The sequence below is a fragment of the Hyphomicrobium sp. genome (assembly GCF_041674905.1).
GTDB lineage: Bacteria > Pseudomonadota > Alphaproteobacteria > Rhizobiales > Hyphomicrobiaceae > Hyphomicrobium_B.
The window spans coordinates 13,442-33,405 of record NZ_JBAYUV010000009.1 but is presented as its reverse complement, the minus strand read 5'-3'; the positions used below and the strand labels follow the sequence as shown (position 1 = coordinate 33,405).

Here is a 19,964-nt window from a genome sequence, read left to right as displayed (position 1 = left end):
TGCGGAAGTCAGGGTTGTTCGAAAGGCGTGCCAGCATCATACCGAGCCTTGGCAGGCAAAGTATGAATTTTATCGGCTGCGACGGGATCGACCCACGGCCATGCATAGCCCCTCCCGAGCGAAAAGAATGCCGGCTTCTCCGTTAAATAGAGTGAATTCGGCAAGTCACGGTCGGCAATGTTCGGATCCCACGTCACCGTATTCGTCACATAGTCGAAGTTCCCATGACGTAGCGTCGTGGCGGAAACGCGAGCATCCGTTGGATAGGGTTGCACGCTGTCCCAGCCCAGCATCCAGATGCCGGGCGTGTTCTGGGTAAATGTCTTCTCGTAAACCCATCCGGCCATTTTTCCGTGAACTCCGAGGACATTACCCGCAAACGACATCCAATAGGAGTAGGCCATTAAACCGGCGCTGCGTTTCGGTCCGTTTTCTGCTTGAGCCGCATCATCGATCCGGCCGCCAAGTTGATTTTCGAACGATGCGCGAACACCCGGCAAATAGTTACGAAAATAAGTGTGATAAACGCTATTTCCGTGCGTATCGTCGCTATCGGCATTCTGCGCATAGTTGCCTTCGAACAGGACGTGGTGAGACCCGGCCATATGGCTGGCGTTCAGACCGACCTCAATCCAGCTCCCCAGGGTGTTGATGTAGCCCATGTCCATATAGTTGTAGGCAACAACGGAGCCTGCACCCGCCGAGCGTGCGACGATCAATTTGTTGGCCCTGACCGAGATCCCGTCTTCGATCAGCACATCCGATGCGCCGCTCGAAACGCTGATGGCATAGCCGCCTCCGCCCGGCTGTGCCCATGCCGCGTCGTGCACATAGAATTCCCTGAGTTCGATCCGAAAGGCATTTTCGATCGCGAAGCCTTCATCATGCCAATTCGTATTCTCGATATTCTTTGCCCAGCAAAACGCGGCCCAATGGAACCGCAGGTTGCCCGCATCGCCGCCCGAAAGCTTCAAATCCTCGATCCCGGCATTCATGACGTAACGCATGCCGTATCGTGAAAGCTGTGCACTGTGCGTCTTCCGATAGGAGATATGTATTGGCGTCGTGAAGGTAATCGTGTTTCCGGAAACGGATGCAATCTGCTTGATTTCGGCGGTCGGCCGGTCGGGCCGAGAAAACCAGCCGCCCGCTGCTCCTGGCGCAGAGGGAAATTCATCAGCTGAAAAATCGTCGACGTAGGGAATGGCCGGCTTGTGTTTCTGCCAGACGACGCGCCAATCCGCTGCCGCCCAGATCTCGCCGCGCCCTTGCGGATCTTTTTGCCAAGTCGCACCGGACGCTTCGTCCAACAATACGAACGCATCTTTCTGCAAGCCGGCAGCATCGGCGACAGTGAGTGAATACGATCCTTTGACGGCGTCTTCGGCAAGATCCACAGATGCCGCGACGCCGCTCGAATTGCCGCTTTCCGAGTATTGCGACGGTCCCACGATAACGAGCGGTGAGGGATGCGCGCCGACCGCTTCCTGACCCGGTTTCGCGCCGTCCGTCTTCGCAAGGGTCGTCAATGCAGGTCCGGCGCCGCGCAGCGTGATGCCCTTATGAATCAGAAGAAAGTGGCCGCTGTTGATCAGAAAGGTGCCGGCGCCAAGCTGAACGATCTCGCCTTCGGGGCACTTCTCGATGGCAAAATGAATCTGCGCGGTGTCGTCGAGACCTGCCCCTCGAGGCGATAGATTGGCGCAGACCGTCGACCGCTTGGGAATGCCGCCGACGGACATCATTCCGGGACTCCAGAGTGTGCCCCTCTCGCCAGCCAGGAAGGCCGGACCGGAATTGCTCGGCGACGCGCACGCGTCTTGCGAAAAAAGACATATCGAAGCGATGCCCGCGATCGCAAGGGCCATAAGCCAAGTGCGAATGCTCCAAGAGTACGCGTAAGGCAACGTCATCTGATCCATTTTCCATCGCTTTACTCACGCGATGTCGCCGGAGTTCTCGCGGTTATCGCGCCGCCAGCTTATGGCGCATTCCGTCGGGAATATGCGAGTTAAGATTTCGGAACCGCGGAAAAATACTCCGTATTTATTTCGGCGTCATGAAACAATTCGGCCATTCGGCTACAGATCAACGGCATGCCAGAGGGCAAAACTATTTGAACGACCGACGCCAAACGCCAATCCTATATTTCGGCTTGGTCTTCATGCCAGCTTCGACGATTGACGACAGTCGATCCCGGCCGCTTCCTCGCGGAACCACGTTGAAATTTTCTTTGCGGAGATCGTGACCACGCCCGGCCGATCAAATGCCGAAGCTGCGACTGCCGCGCGACCTCTGCCACGATGATGAGAAAGACGACCCACAAAAGTTCAAAGCCGCGCATCCATGCGCTTTCCAGGCCGTTGTGAATAATAACGTAAAGAGCAACGGAAAGCATGACCCAACCGCGCGCCGGATCGCGATCCAAGACGCGCCCGACGCCCTGCAAGGTCGTCGTCAGGAACATCAGCAGGAGCATGAAGCCCACGTACCCCAGCTCCAGTATCGTATCGTAGTAACCGTTGTGCGCGTTCGGCATCGTCTTGACCCATCCCGGAGCATTCAAAATGCTCGGACCGTCGGCGCCAACAAGCCAGAACGATTGATAGCCCCAGCCTAGGATTGGGCGCTGCTCGATCTCCAGCTTTGCGAAATCCCAGATGACCTGACGTCCCGTGAAACTCGAGTCGCCGTAAAGCATGTACGACACGCGGCCCATCGTGAAGCCGGTGACAGCCGCAAAGACAAGATATCCGACGACCACAATACAGATGGATGCCACAGGCGAAATTCGCGTCGCTCTCTGGATGAGAAGAAGTCCGCCCGCGATCGCCGGGCAAAGCAATGCCAGACCCAGTGCCGTCTTCGAATTTGCGTAGGCTATAAGCACCACGCAGAGCGCCATGACGACCAACCCGAAAAAGCGCCGAATGCCTGAGAAAAACAGCTCATGCATCGACACCAGCAAAGCAATCGCTGCGCATTCTCCCAAATAATTCTTTCCCAAAAAGTATCCCGAGTAGCCGATAGCAACGTTATCCGCGAACGTCTGGTATCCCCCGATCAGGAAAAAAACATTCAATACGACGGAGATCGCGAAACAGAGAAACAGCCCGCGCATCAAATCCATTGAACGCGAAGCCAGCATGGCCGGCACGACAATGGACGTGACGACCATGGCTTGCTGAATAAACCGTATGACCGAGAGGTGCGGTGCAAATGCCCAGGTGACGCTCAATCCAGCGAAGGCGAGATATGCGAAAAGACAAATGACATGCACAGGCCAAACGAGTTCGCCACGGCGCGGAAAATTCCTCGCGGCGAAAATCAGAGTAGCCAAACCCATCAACGGCCAGAAGATTTTATTCTCGTATCGCGTCTCCATCACGCCCGGCACATTGGATGCGGACTCGGTGAAGAAAAGCACCAGCGGCGCCACGATAACCGCGAAAATGCATCCGAGATTCGGAATCGAGAACAAGGAGGCCGCCCAGCCGGGCTGATCTAACTTATATGTCTGCATTGATTGCGCTCGACTCGAACCACGAGACCTTCCGCAGTATTTTATACCTCGCCCAAGCCTCATGGTGCGAAGCGACACATCGCAAAAGCGTCGACCGAAGCCTCAAACCAGGACTAGACTTGCCCGTCATGCGCATGCTGTCACCTCTGCGCCGCAGATCTAAACCTTCGATAGAACTTTCTGCAGAGCATTTTCGCCGCTGACAAACGATTGATCCGTCCAGATGTAGGCCCAGTCGCCGTAGCGGCCGCAATAGCCGATACCGATATCCTCCAGATAGCCATGCACCAACTTGGTCGCCGGCATCGATTCCAGATCGAAGATCACGTTGGCGTAGGGAATGTGCATCGCCTGGCGGAAGAGTATCTTGTCCGTTTCGCGCAGGACCCCGCAACGCTTCAAGTCGGCAATGACCGGTTCGATGCAATCCTCCGGACGCTGGTTTAGCGGACGGTATTTCTTCGAGTAATAGCACTCGGCCTGCAAACTCCCGCAACCCGGCGGTACATTGTTCGGCGATTGCAGATGCGGCGTGCTCAGGCGCGCAAAGCAGATGTCGCGGTCATAGAAATAAGACCAGTGCGCATCAACCAGATCGGCGCGGTCGACACCTAGATTCACGATGACGGCCTCGCTACAGGCGAGCCGTTCCGCCGCCTCCACCACATCGCGCGGCGCACCGGCGATCATCGGAACGAGTTCGGGCAGCGGGATGGATGAAACGACGCCGTCGTAATCCGCCTTCGCGCCGTTTGCGAAATATATAACCCGTTCCTTCGGATCGATTTTTACGACACGATGATCAAGCTGGATGTCGGCGATTTTCCGGAATGGATGCAGATAAGAAACAAAGCCGCCGTGCGTCGGATATCGAAAGCCCGCGATATAGTGAACGTCATCGGACTTCGGCTGCAGCGCGCCGCGGAAGACTTCCTCAAGCTTCGGCCGATAAAGGCGCGGCCCGATCCATTCCGTGTTCATGTTGGCGGCGGTCGTCGTGTGATACTTGACGGTATATTCCATCGGGAACGTTTCGGAAAACGTATTGCCGAAACTCGCCCGCAACCAGTCTTCATAGTTGCGGATCGTCGGTTCTTCGGTCCGCTGCGAAATCTCGACGAACTCCATCATGATCTTTGTGACGAGATCAGGCGGTAGACCGTGCAGGTTGATCTGGGCTGGATGCTTGATCCAATGCCCTTTCCAGTAATTGTTGACCTTCGTTGCGAACGCTTCGTATTTCCCCTCGACATTCGCCGCCAGCAAATCCTGAACGCGGGTATTGTCGGTGAACGAAACGTGCGGACCTTCGTCGAAGGTCCAGCCGCCGGGAAATTCGTAGGACGCCGTATGACCGCCGATATGGTCGTGCATGTCATACATGACAGGGCGCACACCGGCCGCATGCGCAGCGTGGGCCGCTCCAAAACCGGCCATTCCGGTGCCCAAAATCGCAATGCGCCTCATTATCGTCGATCTCCTGCATCATCGGCATGCAACTGCCACCACTCGACGGTCTCAGAAAGTCCCTCTTCGAGCGTAAGCTTTGGTTTCCAGCCAAAATCATTCAACGCGCGGCGCCCATCGCCAAGCACCAGAGGCGCATCATTGGCACGTGCCGGCAACGCGCCAATCTGCAATAGATGGCTTTTCCCGGTGATCACACCTATCAGCTCGACGATCTGCCGAATGGTGACAGGTGCGTTAGCTGCAATATTGTAGGGGCCGTTGGCTTCCGACGCGAACAGCGCGACAAGTCCGTCGGCGACATCCTGGATGTGCAGGTAATCGCGCACCTGCAGGCCGTGCGAGGATTTTGCAGGCACGCCCTTCAGCAATGAAAGAATGACCGACGAAACCAGACGCGCCGGATTTTCGCGCGGCCCGTACATGAAGAACGCGCGGCCCCAAGCTCCCGAAAGTCCTGAGACGCTGCAATACGAAAGAAACGCGCGCCGCAAGCTGTCTTTCGCCGCGCCGTAAAGCGTATCAGGTTCGCACGGCGTGACGTCCTCGGAGCAATATCCGTAGCGCCAATCGTACTCGTAGCAGGAGCCGCTGATCACGCAGCGCTCGCCGCCCGCCTCACGAAAGGCGCGGATCAGATCGAGGCTGGCTGCGACCCAAGTGAGATTGCTTGGATCGGCGATGAGCTTTCCCGGCTCGACAAACCAGGCGAGATGCAAAAGCCCATCGGGCTTTTCCGCCCCAATAATGCGGCGCATCGCATCACGGTCCATGACATCGCCATGAACCCAGCGCACACCAGGAACATCGAACGGAGTCCGCGCATGATGAAGCGCGATGACGTCATAGCCCCGCTCGGCCAACGGCGTCAGACAATGGCTTCCAAGGAAACCACTCGCACCCGTAACTAATACCCGCCGCGCAGTCATCGTCCTTCGCTAGCTCCCCCGTTCCCCGTAAAGGGAGGCCAATTCCGATCCTGAGACGAGATGACCTTGACCGCTTCGGGCCATGAAATATTGAATGCCGGATCGTCATGACGAACACCCGTGGCGCTCGTCGGCGCATACGGCACCGACGCCTGGTAAACGAGATCGGTATCCGGCGTCAGCGTCAGGTATCCGTGACCGCATCCCTCGGGAATGTAGAGCATGCGCCCCGACTCCGCGTCGATTTCGGTGCCGAACCATTGACGGAAGGTCTGGCTTTCCGGCCGCAGATCGACAGCGACGTCGAATACCGAGCCACGAGTACAACGCACGAGCTTGACCTCGGCGTGCGGCGACTTTTGATAATGAACCCCACGCAACGTTCCGGCGGCGGTGCTGCGCGCGACGTTGATCTGCGCAACCGCCGGATTGAGTCCCGCGCGCGTGAATTCTTCCGCACACCATTGCCGCGCAAAAAAACCGCGTTCGTCGCTTCTGCGCTCAAGCTCGATCACAAAAACCCCGGCAATTTTAGTCTCCGTGAAAATCATGATGTCATGACCTCAAGCATCCCTTCCCGCCGCTCCTATGCCGCCGACGCGATTTGATCGAGTTGCCGCGCGCGCAAGTTCATCTGCTCGGTAGGCTCCAGACCCAGCGTCGCAAAGATCACTTGCAAGCGATTGAGCCAGTCGTGCCTGGATGCGGCTTCGCGAATATTCCGACGCCGCGCCGCCTGCATTCTCTCCTTGTCGCAATCGAGGTCCGCGAGAATGCGACCGACATCGGGACTGTCGAACGGCAGGTGGAACATGGCATCAGTCCAATCAAACTGCCGCTTGAATTCGTTGGTCCTCGGCGCCTCGCCGATCAAAATCGCTCCCGCCGCCGCGCCTTCGTAGAACCGCGCAGAGACTTCATCCTGGCTTGCCTTGAAATCCGGATTATTCACATGGCTGCGATTTGCGATGTAATACGACGTATTCTTTAAGATCGTCGCGAGCATGCGGCGATGCTCTTCCGCATTGTCGACACGGAATGTGCGGTCCTGACGATTGGAACCGCTGGCCGCAACCGTGTCGTAATAGTAAAAGCTCTGCTGCTTCTCGGCATCATCGAGAAGTGCTTGATGCGTTATCGCAGAGCGTCGTCCGATGTTGCAGACGTTAATCGGGCGCGGCCTATCCGGTGAAGCTGGCGCAAAGCGCAGCACGTCGACCGCATAAGGCAAATACGAAACCGGGCGCCCCGTCATGCGCGCGACGTCCACGACGCTGTGTTGAAACCCGACAAAGATATGATCGAAGCTCGAAAGAAGCTCGACGAGATAGCCGGTCAGCCGATTCGACCATATCTCGACGATGAAGCATGCAGCCTTTTTGCTTCGCTCACGCCAGTTGGGAATCGTCTCGAGTGAATAAAGCTCCTCGGCGTGACTGAATACCGGGAGAAAAAGATCGAAGTCCCGCTCAAGCACGACCTTGGAGCGCGGGAAAGGAGCGAGCTTCCGCGCCAGAGGACGCGAGCCGCTCGCGATGCGCGCGAGCTTGTATGCACGCCGTGAAAATTCCAATCCCGGCCGGTCGGTGACATCGATCCTCTGAGCGTTGGTCAGAGACGCAATCACATCCTCGAATTCATAGGCGAGGCAATAGGCGACGAGATCCGAAATTCGGCGCTCAGACATTAGCAACACGTCAGTTTGCACGGGTCTGCGTCTCCATTCGGTCCGACGATCGTTCGGGGCCGTTGCTCTCACCCGGGCCGATACAGCATTCTTCCGCCGATGCGAGACGTTTAATGAGAATTTCCTCGTGTTGGCTTAAGCGGCGTGCGTCAATTTCAGATTGCATATGCAGGAATTTAACAAACTCGAAGCCGGAGAGAACTTTGCTATCTAAAGGAAACAGCATACCGACGCCGATCGCCGGTTCACCAAGTCGCAATCTCTCCGCCAGCATTGCAGCACCTATTCCGTCGCGCGCGTCCGGCGCCACACCACCAGACCCGCCCCACCCGCGACCAAGCACAGGAGAGTTAATTCAAGTTCACCGTAGCGCAGCTTTCCGATGACCGCGTAGCAAGCAAGTCCCAGGCCAATCCAAAATAGTTTCTGCCAGGCATAGGAATCGTATTGCTTCGAAAGGTTGCGACGTGAACGCCATATATCCTGAGCTTCGGATGAGAAAGGCAGCATACGTCTAATTACGACCGGAACAATGCGCAACGCCACCAGAACGGCAATAAATAATCCGAAGGTTAGCAAGATCGAGTTCGTATGACCCAGCAGGACGTGGAACAGAGGCAACGTCAAAAAGCCGATGACGACTTTCCACAATGCGTCCCACGGAGGGCTTTCGATGCCAACGGCCAAGCGTTCGATTGGCTTCATGGAGAGGCCTCCGGAGACTATGGAATTTTCGGCGATTGCCGGAATCCGAGATCGCCCAGCATGGAAAACGCAAGCTTGAGAGGTCCTGTGACGCGGAATATTCCCACAGCCACCAACAGATATGTTGACATACAGACAAGACCGGAAAGCAAAAATCTCGCCCATATCGTGAATTCGGCAAAAAAGAAGTGCTGAACGGCCAGCCCCACCGCCGTTGCGCAAAGGCCCGCAATGGTTTGTGGACCAGCAGCGGCCAACACATCCTTCGCCCCAATACCGAGAGGACTGCCTGAGTAGGCCAGCGCAGGCACGGACAATCCGTATGTGACGACGGCATATGAAACAGCAATGCCAAGCGGCCCGAAGGGAAGCCCGGCTATCAATGCCAATATCTGCCAGGCAGCGCTCACGAGGCCCCACTTCGCCCATCGGTCCGATCGGCCTGCAACGACGTGAAGCCACCCGAGCGACCGCTCGGTCGCTTGCGCAATTCCGCGAATGGCGAAGAGGCACAAAAGCGGACCTGTTTCCGACCATTTCTCTCCGAGCAGCAGCACCACGAAGTCCTGCCCGGTGACCGCAAGTCCGGCAAACACCCCAGCCGAGACGAAACTGACCGTCGACAGTGCCGCCGACCAGGATCGTTTCAGATCATCGAGATTGCCACGAAGCTTGCTGAGACTTGCCACGGCGACGTTGTGCAAAGACTCGGTGAGAATGCTGAGAACATTTCCATAAAGCAGAAATGCGTTCTGGTAATATCCAGCTGGGCCTGGTCCGTAAAAATAACCGATCGCAATCCGATCGGCGGAGCGCACGATGCTATCTGAGACCGTAAATCCCGTTACACCCAATCCGAAGCGGACAAGCGATTTTACTTCTGCCGTAAATTGTGGACGACCTGGCAGCCACGGACAGTTCATCCAGGCTCCAATGGCGGTGAAAGCCAAAGTAAAAAGAGGTTTTGCCACCAGCGCCCAGTAGCCCCACGACGTGAATGCCATGGCAATCGCGACGATGCTGCTGAGCACGTTCGCGACCGTATCATTGATCGCGAGGGTTCGAAAATCCATCGCCCTCCGCATCAGCGCGTAATGCTGGATCGTGACCGCCGTAAGAATGAAGGTCAGCGACGAAACGAGCGCGATACCGGCTATGTCGGGCTCGCCAAACAAAGCCGCGATAGGACCGCTCGCAGCGGCGAATATCAGAGTGCACACTCCCCCAATGGCCATATTGAGCCAGAAAAGCGCACTGATTTCGCCGCGCGTCGTGTGCCCCTTCTGAACGGACGCATCCGTCGTTCCGAGATCGACGAGAAGCGGCGCGAAGGCCATCATGGCCGTCACGATGCCGACGAGACCATAGTCATGCGGAGTCAGCAGCCGGGCGAGCAGAACCGTCGTCGCGACCTGCACAAAGGCGTTGATCGCACGCGCAACGACAAGCGTCACGCCACTACGGGCTGATGCGCGGCCAAGACCCTCGAATGGCTTGTGCTCGGCGAAATATCTGTCAGTTCTGCTTGTCAACGCTGATAACGGGCTGCTGCGCGCCCTGATCCTTGTCGAGTTGGTCTTCGGAAACACGCTCCAGCCAGATCTCGCGCCAGAACGGAACGATAGCGCGCGGGCAAAAGCGGCGGCAAACGGCATATTTGCCTTCGCAAACGACGTTCTCGAGAACGATCGCATCCGACGAGAAGCGGATCATCCTACCGTTTCTCTCATCGATAATCTGACGTATGCGGCATTCGACCTTATATTCCCGTTCGGTAAAGGGAACGTAGTCGGGGTCGAAATAAAGTCCCCGGTTCCGGTATCTGGAATCGAGAGTCTGTAGAATTTCTTCGAAGGGCCGGACGCGAACGCAATCGCCGGCGTGAAGATCAAGGAGTGATTTCGGCGTCTTGGCGCCATCCGACACGCCGTAAGGCCGCAGTGGATATGGCGATCCGCCGATCATGCGTTGAAACGTATCGTAGCTCCAGCGCATCGCCGCACCGAATCCCACTCCGGCTTCAGCCAGCGTGCGCCAAACCGTGTAAACGCCCGCACCGGCCAATTGGCCGAGCGTGACGTTGCCAGAGGTAAAGTCCTCGACGTACTGACGCACATCCCACCACTTGATAGGTTGCGACGCGAATTTGACCTGCGTGTTCTGGCACATGTACGTCAGCTCGCCGTCACCCGCCGTGGGCTCGACCTTGAGGCTCGAGAAAAGCGCTTCTTCCGTGCACCGGACAGCACCTGGCGAAATTGCGTTTTCGGCGAACACGTCCGCCGTCTTTGCCTCATGCCCGACGCGCTTCAGCCAGGCTTCCTTCCAGAAGATGAGGCAGCGGGCATCGCAATGATCGTGCGCCGACCCATCGCAGCGGAGGTTTTCCAGATGAACGGTCGAGACCATCTTCCTACCGATAATCCCCATCGCCGGATCGCAGGTCTTGTGGGCGCGCTTGCCGACCTGAAACGTCTTGCCGCAATAACGGAGCATTTCCGGCATGAACGGCAATTCGTCCAGTCGTCCGTGATCGTCCAACGTGCTCAGAATCTCGTCTTTCGTCCGGATCTGTACCCATTCGCCAGCACAGAGCGAGAGACTATGTGAAAGTTTGCCACTCATCGGGGACTGCCATTGCTCAAGACATGACTGGCGCATCAATCCGGCAAAGACCGGAGGTCATCGCAGAATATCAAGCCGCGAGGCTTACGCATAGAAAGTTCAGTGTAGGATCGGTGATAGCGATAACCGCTATCGGCCGATACCTTCGTAGTGGGCAAATGACGTGGGATCGAGCATGCGCCGCCCGTCAATGACGAGCGGGTCACAGTTCAGATCCTTCAGCATACCGGCCAATTCCGAAAATTCCGCCCATCGCGTCACAAGAACGACGATTTCCGCACCAGCTACGGCATCACGCAAGGATTGCGCGAGCGTGACATCGCGCAGATCCTCGTGTTCCACCGGGTGCGCGATGGGATCGAAGGCGGTGACGCGCGCACCCTGAGCCTTGAGCCTTCGGATAATCGGAAAGGCCGGCGTCTCGCGCAGATCGTCCGTGTCGGGCTTAAATGCGAGCCCGAGCACCGTCACCCGGACGTCATTCAGCGACGCAAAATGACGCCCGATCAGGCGCATCATCTCGTCCGGCTGACCGCGATTGATATCGAGAACGCTCTTGAGGAGATTGAGCTCCAGCCCCTTCTCTGCGCCACGGCCGAGCAATGCCGTCACGTCCTTTGGCAGACAGCTGCCACCAAACCCGCAACCCGGTTCAAGGAAACTCGTGATCGGAGCCTTGAAGGTTTCACCGTTGCGGCGGACCGTGAAATACGCAGCCTCGTGAACGCCGCGCATGACATCGATGGCATCCACCCCGCCGGTCGCCGTGCAAAGGCGCGCGATCTCGTTGGAAAATGAGATCATTGTCGCGAGCACAGCGTTCGACGCGTATTTGATCATTTCCGCCGTTGTCGGATTGGTAAGAATGCGCGGCACGGACGGATCGAAACTCGCATAGAGTTCGCGCAGAACGTCATGCGTGCGCGCGTCGATCGCGCCGAGCACAAGCCGGTCGGGTGTCGTGAAATCATCGACGGCGGTGCCTTCGGTGAGGAATTCCGGGTTCATTCCGAGCCCGAAGTCTTGCCCCGCTTTCTTTCCCGATGCTTTCTCAATCGCATTTTTGACGACGCCCAGAGTCGTCCCCGGAATAACCGTGCTCTTGACGATCACGGTGCTGTAGCTCGCCTTGTTGCGCAGCGCTGCGCCGATCTCAGATGCGGCCGTCTCGACGTATTTCAGGTCGATCTTGCCGCCGGACGCGGGCGTGCCGACAGCAATGAAGGTGATGTCCGTCTCCGCGACGGCAGCGGCGAGATCGGTCGTGGCGCTGAGGCGCTTGCCCGAATTCCGTTGCAGGAGTTCTGGTAACCCCTTCTCATAAATCGGTGCGTCGGCCGAATTGATCATGTCGACCTTGCGCGGATCAATATCCACGCAAATGACGGAATGACCGCATTCGGAGAGGCAAGCGCCTGTCACCAGACCGACGTAACCGGTTCCTATGATCGAGACTTTCATCACGCAGCCGCCGCAGTCTGATTGTGGCTGTACCAGATCAATGATCGATAGATGCCGTCCTCAACGGAAACCTTCGGATCAAAACCGAGATCGGCGCGTGCCTTGTCGATGACCGGGCAGCGCCGGTTCGGGTTGTCGATCAGATAATCGGCTTCCTTGCTCTCGCCGAGCACGACCTTGCCGCGATAACCGCAGATATCCTGCGCCGCCTTGACGGTCAGACGCGCGAGTTCGGCGACGGAAATCTCAGGACGATCGATGCCGATATTGTAAGCTTCGCCGTCGCGGCCACGCACCAGAACCTTGAAGTAGCCCGTGACCGCGTCAGTCGCATAGCAGAACGTCCGCTTCGGACTCCCGTCCGACAGCATGACGATGTCGCGCCCTGCGAAAACGTCGCTGGCAAAATCCGGAATGACGCGCCCATCGGTGATCTTCAGCCCCGGGCCATAGTTGTTGAACGGGCGCGCGATGCGCACGGGCAAGCCCTCGTGCTTGGCGTACACGACCGACAGCGTTTCGCCGAAGCGCTTCGACTCATCGTAACAGGCTCGCGGGCCCGTGCAGGAGACGTTGCCACGATACGTCTCCGGTGTCGGAATGGCGTCGGCGGACGGATCGCCGTAGATCTCACTGGACGAGTAGAACAGAAAGCCGCGCAATGGCTGGCCTGCATTCCGTTCGGCGACGGCGTAATCCAGCAGGTTACGCAATCCATTGATGTTCGCATCGATGCATTTCAGCGGCTGGGCCCGATAATAAATCGGAGACGCAATACCGGCCGCGTGGATGATGTAATCAAAATGCCCGATATCTTTCGGCAGCGGCTCGATCATGTCATGACGGCGAAGCGTCAGATCCGGGCGGCTGCGCAACGCCTCCAGCCAATCGGCGATGCCCCGCGCATAGTTGTCGTAGACCGTCAGATTGATCTTCGCTCCGGCCGCCCGCGTGTCATTCCAATGCAGAACAGCTTGAACCAGGTAGTAGCCGAGAAAGCCCGCGCCTCCGGTTACAAGCAGATTGCCCCCGGACATGGCACCGAATTCCTCCGAAAGATCCGCGCATATCGCATCCAGATCTTCATCCAGAAGCTGGCGCAATTCTATCGAACGTCTGTGTTGTTGCATTTTTAAACTACCATTCCGGCGCTAGATGATGAGCTTACGTACATGAAAGGCTTCGGCGTAGCGCGTCGGCGAGTTGCACTCGATCCCGCGCAGCCGCATCAATCCCTTGAAGAGATCCGCATCGAACCATTGATGATTGCGTTGCGATCCGAAACAGTTGAGCAACGTAGCAACCTTCCGCTCAACGGTTTCCTCCGGCAACGGACAGAAAACGCTCGGATGCGCGAGATCCCCGTCATACTTCGCGATCTCATATTCCATGATCGCGTGGCTGCGGAACGTATTCCAGGTCAGCTCCGAGATGACCCGGTGGTCCTGATGCCGATCCGGCAGATAATGCGTCATGATAAGATCGGGCTTGACGCGCGCGGCAATGGCCTCAAACGCGTCCTTGATGTCGGCGCCGCTGTGCGGGAAGTAGCTGCCGCGAAATTTATGCACGTTGACGTGCACGTCGGCCCCGCCCATCAGCGCCGCGGCGGCATTTCGTGTCTCTCGCTCTCTGGCGTCGTCTCCAGAAAACACTTCCCAATGGAATTGCAATCCAGGATGGCGGCGGCTGAGTTCAACGAGCGTTCCACCACATCCGATCTCGATGTCGTCGGAATGTGCTCCGAGACACAAGACCGTACCTTCTGCCGGAAATTCAGGTAAAAACCGCAACATCGCAACTTCCATTCAGGATAACTAGGGCGGCTGGCTTGTAAGGCCTTTGATTCAACACGCGACGTTGTGGGTGCCATTCTCCAAAACGATCGTCAAAGCTCGCATTCTCCCTCGCTTAACGATGCCCATGCAGAACGGCGTTCGCGTGCCGGTAACGAGCCTCATTCGACAAAGCTCTGATGATCATGATGGGTCGCAGCCGCTTGAACGGACCTGCCACGGCATTTCACCTCGTTCCACCATGTCCTCCAGGATGCGCCGGTCCTGTAGAGTGTCCATGGCGCGCCAGAATCCGTCGTGCCGGTATGCCAGAAGCTGACCTTCGGCAATAAGCCGATTAAACGGTTCGAGAACGAGTTCTTCGCCGTCGCGGATAAAATCGAAAATTCGTTTGTTGAAGACAAAATAACCGCCGTTGATCCAGACTTCCGATTCCTGACTGGAGCGAATGCGGTGTACAGCACCCTGCTGGTCGAATTCGGCAAGGTGGAAATTAAACGGCGGGCGAACCGCAACGAAACACGCGATTTTTCCGCTCTTTTTCAGGCGATCGACAATCTCCGGAAGGGGCGCATCAGTGAGTCCATCGCTGTAGTTCGCGAGGAAGTACTCCTCATTCTCGACGTGATGCTTCACCGCCATCAGGCGCTCGCCGATATTTCTCCACACCCCGGTATCGACCATCGTGATGCGCCAATCGGGCGGACGTTCACCAAGCAATTCAACCTTGTTGCCGAAATCGCTGATCACACAGTCGCTATAGGCAGACGGCTTAGCCTTGAGAAAATAATCTTTGATGACGTTGGATTTGTAACCCAGGCATAAAATGAAATCACGGTGCCCGTACCGGCTATAGTACTGCATCACGTGCCACATGATTGGTTGTGGCCCGACCGGAATCATAGGCTTAGGTATATTTTCGGCGTAGTCGCGGATGCGCGTACCAAGCCCCCCACAGAACAAAACGACTTTCATACTCGACTACACCCAAAAATCCGCCGCGACCTGGAAACCGGCAGAATCCATATCGGAATTACATTTAACCAAGTTCAACAAAGGTTGCGCACCGCGACGGCTGCGCACAGCCTCTGCAGGATATCGTTGAAAGCTGAAAGCATTCCGTCTTCCAATTCGAAACGGCGCAGAAATACTATTCTCGGCACCATTGTCTTAAAGCGCTACAGAAGTCTTGAACCCGCTCAAGTTGCAATATGGAAATTGCAATGATCGAGCCAGATAGCAAAGCCAGTCTGGGCGGTTTCGCCAACGATTGAATTAATGGAGGCCTAACAATTCTAATCTGCTGCACATAAGTACCGCAACGACATGTGGTGAGGAAAAGCAATTGCGGTTTATTTTGCGCCAGTATCTGCGAAATTGCCGCTCAATGATGCTCTTCCACGCTCTTTATCGGCCCGCGAGCTCGGGTGTTTCCGCGATTTCGGGTCAGGTCTTAAGCAAACCTCGAAAATACGAGCGCGGGTGGCGCGCAGCCGAGACGAGTTCCATAGCCATCTCGGCGATTGCAGGCTTGTCGTCGCCAGCAGCCCAAACCGGATCGGTGATCGCGTTTCCATATGCGGCGATCCGCCGGCGCCAAGCCTGCTCGTCCGCAGCCGACATCCGGCCCGCGAGCCGCTGAACGCGAAAAAGTAGACCAAGTGACAAGCGGTGAACGTAGGCACGACGCTGCGCTGACGCGAGCCGGGCCATTGCAATTTCCATTTTCAACGCTTCGCGATCGCCAGTTGCCGCGAGATACGTCAGCCACGGCAAATGCAAACCGCGCTCGATTTCAAATGCCATATGATTGTAGAATCGAGGATTGATATCGATCAGCAGCTTGCGAGATCCGACTTCCAGAAATTCAGCGTCGAAAACCCCGTGAAAACCCAAGTTGCGGAACAATCGGCGCAAGCCTTGCTCGATATCCGCGTCCATTTCAGCATGCTCGAAGATGATTCCAGGACCGTTGCCGCGCGGACGCTGCAGAACCTTAACGCATGCAAGCATCGCACTTACATCGCCCGTCTCGTCGATAAACCCGTCAACCGTATAGATGCGTCCTCCACCGCACATGCACCGCTGCAGAACCGGCAGATGAACCTCGGGGATGTGGCGCACGACCTCCGGGTCATAGGTCACCGTGGCAACTTGCTTTCGCCAAGCCGCCATCAACTCTGAAGGATTGTCCACACGGACGCCTTTGCCGACGCCGAACCCGAACATCTGGCCGCGTGGCTTGACGTAGAGCGGAAAGCTCGCAGTCCGGCCGCATTGTTCTACTTCGGCTTCATTGTGAGGCATGATCTCGTCAGGGACATCGAGGCCGGCCTTCTTGGCGTTCTCCGTTAAACACGCTTTGTCGAGAATATTAATAAGCGAGGTAATTGGCGGGGAATAAAGTGTGTAATAACGAGAAATCTCCTCACGATGCGATGCGACCAGCCACGCGATCTCGTCGCTCGTCGGATAAAGAACCGTTCCCGGCTGCTCCGCGCCAAAACGCAGAAGCCATGCCAAAAACGCCGACACATCCTTTGAACTGGGGCAGGACACGACTTTGGAAACGTAGCGCGACCAACGCGCCGGAGCCGACCAGCTGTCGCTCGCAAGGGTGACGAAAACGCCATGTTTCGCGAGATCGCGCGCGGCCGCCAGCGTTCCAAACCACGTCGCATCTGCAAGAAGAACTTTTGGTGCGACTCTCATCGGCCGTCCATTAAACCGCGCTGTCGCCTGTATCTCCGATGTTTGTTTCCAACGCAATAATTCCGCGAAGGATTAGCACATCCGGCGCTCATTACTTTTTCGTAAAATATAAACTCTTTTATGCTTTCGGTATTCGGTTGACCTTCGTCATCGTGACGTTAAATCGAAAATGAAAATCCTAGCGCGGAAGAATTTTCTTTAACGTCTTTATCATGCGCGGGCCGAACGCCTTTCGCGTCGCCGCGCGTACCAAACCTTTGGCCCGAACTACGTATGTATTGACGCTGTCCGCCAAGCGAACCTCGACAAGCGTGACGCCAGCCTCTCCAATGCACGTTCGAAGCAATGAGTCCGTATCCCGCTCGATCAGGGCATAGTTCGCGCCGACGGAGCGTGCGAATGCCTGGAAGTCGGGATTGTGCAGTGCCACGCCGCTTGTTCGGCCGAGCGCGGCAAGCTGTTCCAATCGGATGCGCCCCAGATAGCCGTCATTGAGTACGATTACCGTTAAAGAAATGCCTTCTCGAACCGCCGTCAAAAGCTCGAGCCCCGACATTGCGAATCCGCCGTCTCCCAGCACTGCGACGACGGTTCGTTCTGGAGCGCCGAGCTTCGCTCCGATGGCTGCTGGAATAGCGAATCCCATCGATTGATAGTCGCTCGGAAACAGCAGTCCGCGTGGTGCCAAAACGTCAAAGTGCCGCCGGAGCATCTGCTGATGCAAACCTGAATCGGCGCAAACGACGGCATCGCGTGGTAACGCTCGACGAAGCGCCGCAAAAAAATGCGCTACGGATGCATGCTCTACGCCCTGCACGAACGGCTCGACGATGTTTGCGGCAGATTTGCGAAGACGGTTCGCACGACGCTCGATCTCATCCCTCGTCCAGACGCATTCGAAATGCCCCGCATGTTTGACGAGCTTTGGGAGCAGACGATCGAGAAAAGATCCGACGTCTTCAACAAACGACACCCTGGCGGGGCAGGTCACTCCAAGAATATCTTCGCTTCGATCGACGCGCACGAGCCGATCGGACGGAAGCTTCAACTGAAAGCCTATTGTTCCGGAAAATCCGAGCTTGCATCCCAGCACGAGCACGAGATCGGAATGTTCCAGAAGCTGGTTCATTTCGGGAACGTTGCCTCGCTCGCCGTCGAAGCAAAGTGCAAGAGGATGATCTTCAGGTAATACGCCGCGCCCAGACGCAGTGCTGCAAACCGGCGCCCCAATCATCTCGGCAAGCTCGCGCACACGCTGCGAACCCCCAATCGCACCTTGTCCGACGAAAATAATCGGGCGCTTCGCATTCGCCAGAGTCGTAACCACATCATCCAAGTCTGCCAACGAAGTATCGAGCCGATCTTGCTCCGCGCTACGCTCGTCAGATTGGGCAGCGCTTTCGAGAGCGCTTTGCAGGGTTTCGACGATGACCGGGCCTGGCTCGCCGCTAAGAGCGAGCGCGATCGCCTTTTCGAGTTCAGGCCCAATATCGGCGGCCACATCGATCCGAAAAGTTCCCTTGCAGAGCGGTGCAACGACAGCCCGCTGATCGATGGCCTGCAGATAACGACGATGGTCAGTGCCGGGCGTTCGTCCGACCACATGGAGAAGCGCGGCGGAGTCCTGCAACGCTTCCGCAATCGGAGTCAGCGCCCACGTGAAGCCAGGTCCAGGAATCGTGAAAAGCGGCGCCAGGCGGCCCGAAGCGCGATAATAGCCGATTGCCATGAACCCGGCCGCCAGTTCATTGGTCGTCAGCACCGAATGAATGCTGCTTTGGCGGAGTGCATCATAGAGCGCGATGTTCTGACTGCCTGGAACACCAAACACGTGGCTGACACCGCGCGAAACGAGATATGAGCACAGTTGAGCGGCGCCCGTTTTCATTGTTTGGCGCGCCCCCCCGAGCGCCTTGCCAACCCTTTGATGTTCGACAGCAAGCCTCTTGCTCCCGATATCATGCGATATGACAAACGGCGCGGCGCATCGAGAACGAATGTCGTTCGAAGTTCACCGCCAAGCTGGCTTTTGAAGTGCGAAACCGAATTCAGCGCGGCGTCCGTGAGGTCGACGCCAGAGTAGCCGAGTGTCGACAAAGCCTCGAACGATTTCCAGCGCAGGAACGCCGAAACCCCACTCCGCTGAAATTCCTGATCTGTCGCCGCGGCAGCGATATGACATATCGGATTGGGCCCAAGAAGAACGAGCTGACTGGCAATGACACGGCCAGACGTGTCGCGCGCCTCGAACAACCGGCATAGCGACGCCGATTGCAAGTCTTGGAAAAACGCTTTGAATGTCCGGTCTGTCAAATAGTGACCGTGCTCGCGCCGGTCCATGATTGAAACATGCAGCTTGTAGAAGGCGTCAAAATCACCATTGTCGTGAAACAATACGCCCTCTCGCTCGCAGCGCTTCACGAGGCGCCGCAAGTTCTGCTCGACGCGATTCCAAAGTGCATCGGTATCTGAGATATCGACGACATAAGAATAGCGCGGCGTAGCGGCCCAGCCTGCTGCCACGAACGGCCGTACATCACTCAGCGAACTCGGGCTCGCCAACGTAAGAAGCCCGCAGCCTCTTTGCCTGAGCGCGGGTTCCAGCACTTCGATAATTTTCAGGTATCGCGACGTCTGCTCGGACGGATAGCGGGTATCGAACCGGCGCAGGAGAATGCCATTGTAATAGAGGAGCGGCCGGGGGAAAGAGCACGGTCCGGATCTGGAATCTTTTTCATAGAGCGCCACTCCTCCGGCAAGCTCATCGCCCCGTCGCACACCAATCAGCGTGAAGCGTCCTCCGTCCGCGCGACTTAGAGCGGCCAAATATTGTGGCAACGCATAAATGGTGCCCTCCGGAGACGCGGCCACGAACTTAAGCCACTCGTCATACCGGCTCTCGGACACGATCTCGCTGCGATATTCAGTTCCCATGTACGTTTGCCCCACCGGCTAGAAAGCTTGTGTGCTCAAGCTCCGCAGCCCAACAGCGTAATCAAGTCGATACCCGTCGCGGGACGGGAGCTATAGCACGGCTATTTGCCATTCACAGGCGAACC

At 56.9% G+C, this 19,964-nt stretch carries 17 protein-coding genes; all 17 read right to left on the bottom strand.

The genetic code is table 11. The annotated features are described in order from the left end of the window. Positions 1-8: 8 nt before the first annotated feature. Complete coding sequence (locus WC026_RS05805) at positions 9-1,913, bottom strand: hypothetical protein (RefSeq protein ID WP_372709887.1); 1,905 nt, start codon at positions 1,911-1,913, stop codon at positions 9-11. Between the two features lie 230 nt (positions 1,914-2,143). Next, positions 2,144-3,523 (bottom strand): O-antigen ligase family protein, encoded by a 1,380-nt coding sequence (locus WC026_RS05800; protein WP_372709886.1) that lies wholly within the window; start codon positions 3,521-3,523, stop codon positions 2,144-2,146. Between the two features lie 159 nt (positions 3,524-3,682). After that, positions 3,683-4,990: an NAD(P)/FAD-dependent oxidoreductase gene (locus WC026_RS05795; RefSeq protein WP_372709885.1), complete on the bottom strand. Its 1,308-nt coding sequence runs from the start codon at positions 4,988-4,990 to the stop codon at positions 3,683-3,685. Then, entirely contained in the window at positions 4,990-5,919 is a 930-nt protein-coding gene (locus WC026_RS05790; protein WP_372709884.1) for an NAD-dependent epimerase/dehydratase family protein, read from the bottom strand. The genes WC026_RS05795 and WC026_RS05790 overlap by 1 nt, the downstream gene beginning before the upstream one ends. Continuing rightward, positions 5,916-6,470, bottom strand: a complete 555-nt coding sequence (rfbC, locus tag WC026_RS05785; protein WP_372709883.1) for a dTDP-4-dehydrorhamnose 3,5-epimerase — start codon at positions 6,468-6,470, stop codon at positions 5,916-5,918. Before rfbC ends, WC026_RS05790 begins: the two co-directional genes overlap by 4 nt. A gap of 35 nt (positions 6,471-6,505) precedes the next feature. Further along, positions 6,506-7,606, bottom strand: a complete 1,101-nt coding sequence (locus WC026_RS05780) for a glycosyltransferase (RefSeq protein WP_372709882.1) — start codon at positions 7,604-7,606, stop codon at positions 6,506-6,508. 10 nt (positions 7,607-7,616) lie between these two features. Further along, positions 7,617-7,880, bottom strand: coding sequence for a hypothetical protein (locus WC026_RS05775; RefSeq protein ID WP_372709881.1), 264 nt, complete (start codon positions 7,878-7,880; stop codon positions 7,617-7,619). Between the two features lie 8 nt (positions 7,881-7,888). Then, positions 7,889-8,311, bottom strand: coding sequence for a hypothetical protein (locus WC026_RS05770; protein WP_372709880.1), 423 nt, complete (start codon positions 8,309-8,311; stop codon positions 7,889-7,891). Positions 8,312-8,328: 17 nt separating this feature from the next. After that, complete coding sequence (locus WC026_RS05765; RefSeq protein ID WP_372709879.1) at positions 8,329-9,843, bottom strand: lipopolysaccharide biosynthesis protein; 1,515 nt, start codon at positions 9,841-9,843, stop codon at positions 8,329-8,331. After that, positions 9,827-10,936 (bottom strand): hypothetical protein, encoded by a 1,110-nt coding sequence (locus WC026_RS05760; RefSeq protein ID WP_372709878.1) that lies wholly within the window; start codon positions 10,934-10,936, stop codon positions 9,827-9,829. Before WC026_RS05760 ends, WC026_RS05765 begins: the two co-directional genes overlap by 17 nt. 129 nt (positions 10,937-11,065) lie before the next feature. Next, positions 11,066-12,397 carry a UDP-glucose/GDP-mannose dehydrogenase family protein gene (locus tag WC026_RS05755; RefSeq protein ID WP_372709877.1) on the bottom strand — a complete coding sequence of 444 codons (1,332 nt, stop codon included), beginning with the start codon at positions 12,395-12,397 and terminating at the stop codon, positions 11,066-11,068. Next, the gene (locus tag WC026_RS05750; RefSeq protein WP_372709876.1) at positions 12,397-13,434 is read right to left on the bottom strand and encodes an NAD-dependent epimerase/dehydratase family protein; all 1,038 of its coding nucleotides are present in this window, start codon (positions 13,432-13,434) and stop codon (positions 12,397-12,399) included. The genes WC026_RS05755 and WC026_RS05750 overlap by 1 nt, the downstream gene beginning before the upstream one ends. 114 nt (positions 13,435-13,548) lie before the next feature. Continuing rightward, positions 13,549-14,193 (bottom strand): PIG-L deacetylase family protein, encoded by a 645-nt coding sequence (locus tag WC026_RS05745; protein ID WP_372709875.1) that lies wholly within the window; start codon positions 14,191-14,193, stop codon positions 13,549-13,551. Positions 14,194-14,376: 183 nt separating this feature from the next. After that, complete coding sequence (locus WC026_RS05740; RefSeq protein ID WP_372709874.1) at positions 14,377-15,168, bottom strand: glucose-1-phosphate cytidylyltransferase; 792 nt, start codon at positions 15,166-15,168, stop codon at positions 14,377-14,379. 471 nt (positions 15,169-15,639) lie between these two features. Next, entirely contained in the window at positions 15,640-16,905 is a 1,266-nt protein-coding gene (locus tag WC026_RS05735; protein WP_372709873.1) for a hypothetical protein, read from the bottom strand. A 178-nt stretch (positions 16,906-17,083) separates the two neighbouring features. Continuing rightward, positions 17,084-18,793 (bottom strand): thiamine pyrophosphate-binding protein, encoded by a 1,710-nt coding sequence (locus WC026_RS05730; RefSeq protein ID WP_372709872.1) that lies wholly within the window; start codon positions 18,791-18,793, stop codon positions 17,084-17,086. Next, entirely contained in the window at positions 18,790-19,839 is a 1,050-nt protein-coding gene (locus WC026_RS05725) for a GNAT family N-acetyltransferase (protein WP_372709871.1), read from the bottom strand. The genes WC026_RS05730 and WC026_RS05725 overlap by 4 nt, the downstream gene beginning before the upstream one ends. Between the last annotated feature and the right edge of the window lie 125 nt (positions 19,840-19,964).

Excerpts from the sequence above, each read along its gene's own strand:
- WC026_RS05800 (WP_372709886.1), bottom strand. The coding sequence starts at position 3,523 with ATGCAGACATATAAGTTAGATCAGCCCGGCTGGGCGGCCTCCTTGTTC.
- WC026_RS05805 (WP_372709887.1), bottom strand. The coding sequence starts at position 1,913 with ATGACGTTGCCTTACGCGTACTCTTGGAGCATTCGCACTTGGCTTATG.
- WC026_RS05725 (WP_372709871.1), bottom strand. The coding sequence starts at position 19,839 with ATGGGAACTGAATATCGCAGCGAGATCGTGTCCGAGAGCCGGTATGAC.
- rfbC (WP_372709883.1), bottom strand. The coding sequence starts at position 6,470 with ATGATTTTCACGGAGACTAAAATTGCCGGGGTTTTTGTGATCGAGCTT.
- WC026_RS05745 (WP_372709875.1), bottom strand. The coding sequence starts at position 14,193 with ATGTTGCGGTTTTTACCTGAATTTCCGGCAGAAGGTACGGTCTTGTGT.
- WC026_RS05790 (WP_372709884.1), bottom strand. The coding sequence starts at position 5,919 with ATGACTGCGCGGCGGGTATTAGTTACGGGTGCGAGTGGTTTCCTTGGA.
- WC026_RS05795 (WP_372709885.1), bottom strand. The coding sequence starts at position 4,990 with ATGAGGCGCATTGCGATTTTGGGCACCGGAATGGCCGGTTTTGGAGCG.
- WC026_RS05775 (WP_372709881.1), bottom strand. The coding sequence starts at position 7,880 with ATGCTGGCGGAGAGATTGCGACTTGGTGAACCGGCGATCGGCGTCGGT.
- WC026_RS05780 (WP_372709882.1), bottom strand. The coding sequence starts at position 7,606 with ATGTCTGAGCGCCGAATTTCGGATCTCGTCGCCTATTGCCTCGCCTAT.
- WC026_RS05735 (WP_372709873.1), bottom strand. The coding sequence starts at position 16,905 with ATGAGAGTCGCACCAAAAGTTCTTCTTGCAGATGCGACGTGGTTTGGA.
- WC026_RS05760 (WP_372709878.1), bottom strand. The coding sequence starts at position 10,936 with ATGAGTGGCAAACTTTCACATAGTCTCTCGCTCTGTGCTGGCGAATGG.
- WC026_RS05730 (WP_372709872.1), bottom strand. The coding sequence starts at position 18,793 with ATGAAAACGGGCGCCGCTCAACTGTGCTCATATCTCGTTTCGCGCGGT.
- WC026_RS05755 (WP_372709877.1), bottom strand. The coding sequence starts at position 12,397 with ATGAAAGTCTCGATCATAGGAACCGGTTACGTCGGTCTGGTGACAGGC.
- WC026_RS05740 (WP_372709874.1), bottom strand. The coding sequence starts at position 15,168 with ATGAAAGTCGTTTTGTTCTGTGGGGGGCTTGGTACGCGCATCCGCGAC.
- WC026_RS05770 (WP_372709880.1), bottom strand. The coding sequence starts at position 8,311 with ATGAAGCCAATCGAACGCTTGGCCGTTGGCATCGAAAGCCCTCCGTGG.
- WC026_RS05750 (WP_372709876.1), bottom strand. The coding sequence starts at position 13,434 with ATGTCCGGGGGCAATCTGCTTGTAACCGGAGGCGCGGGCTTTCTCGGC.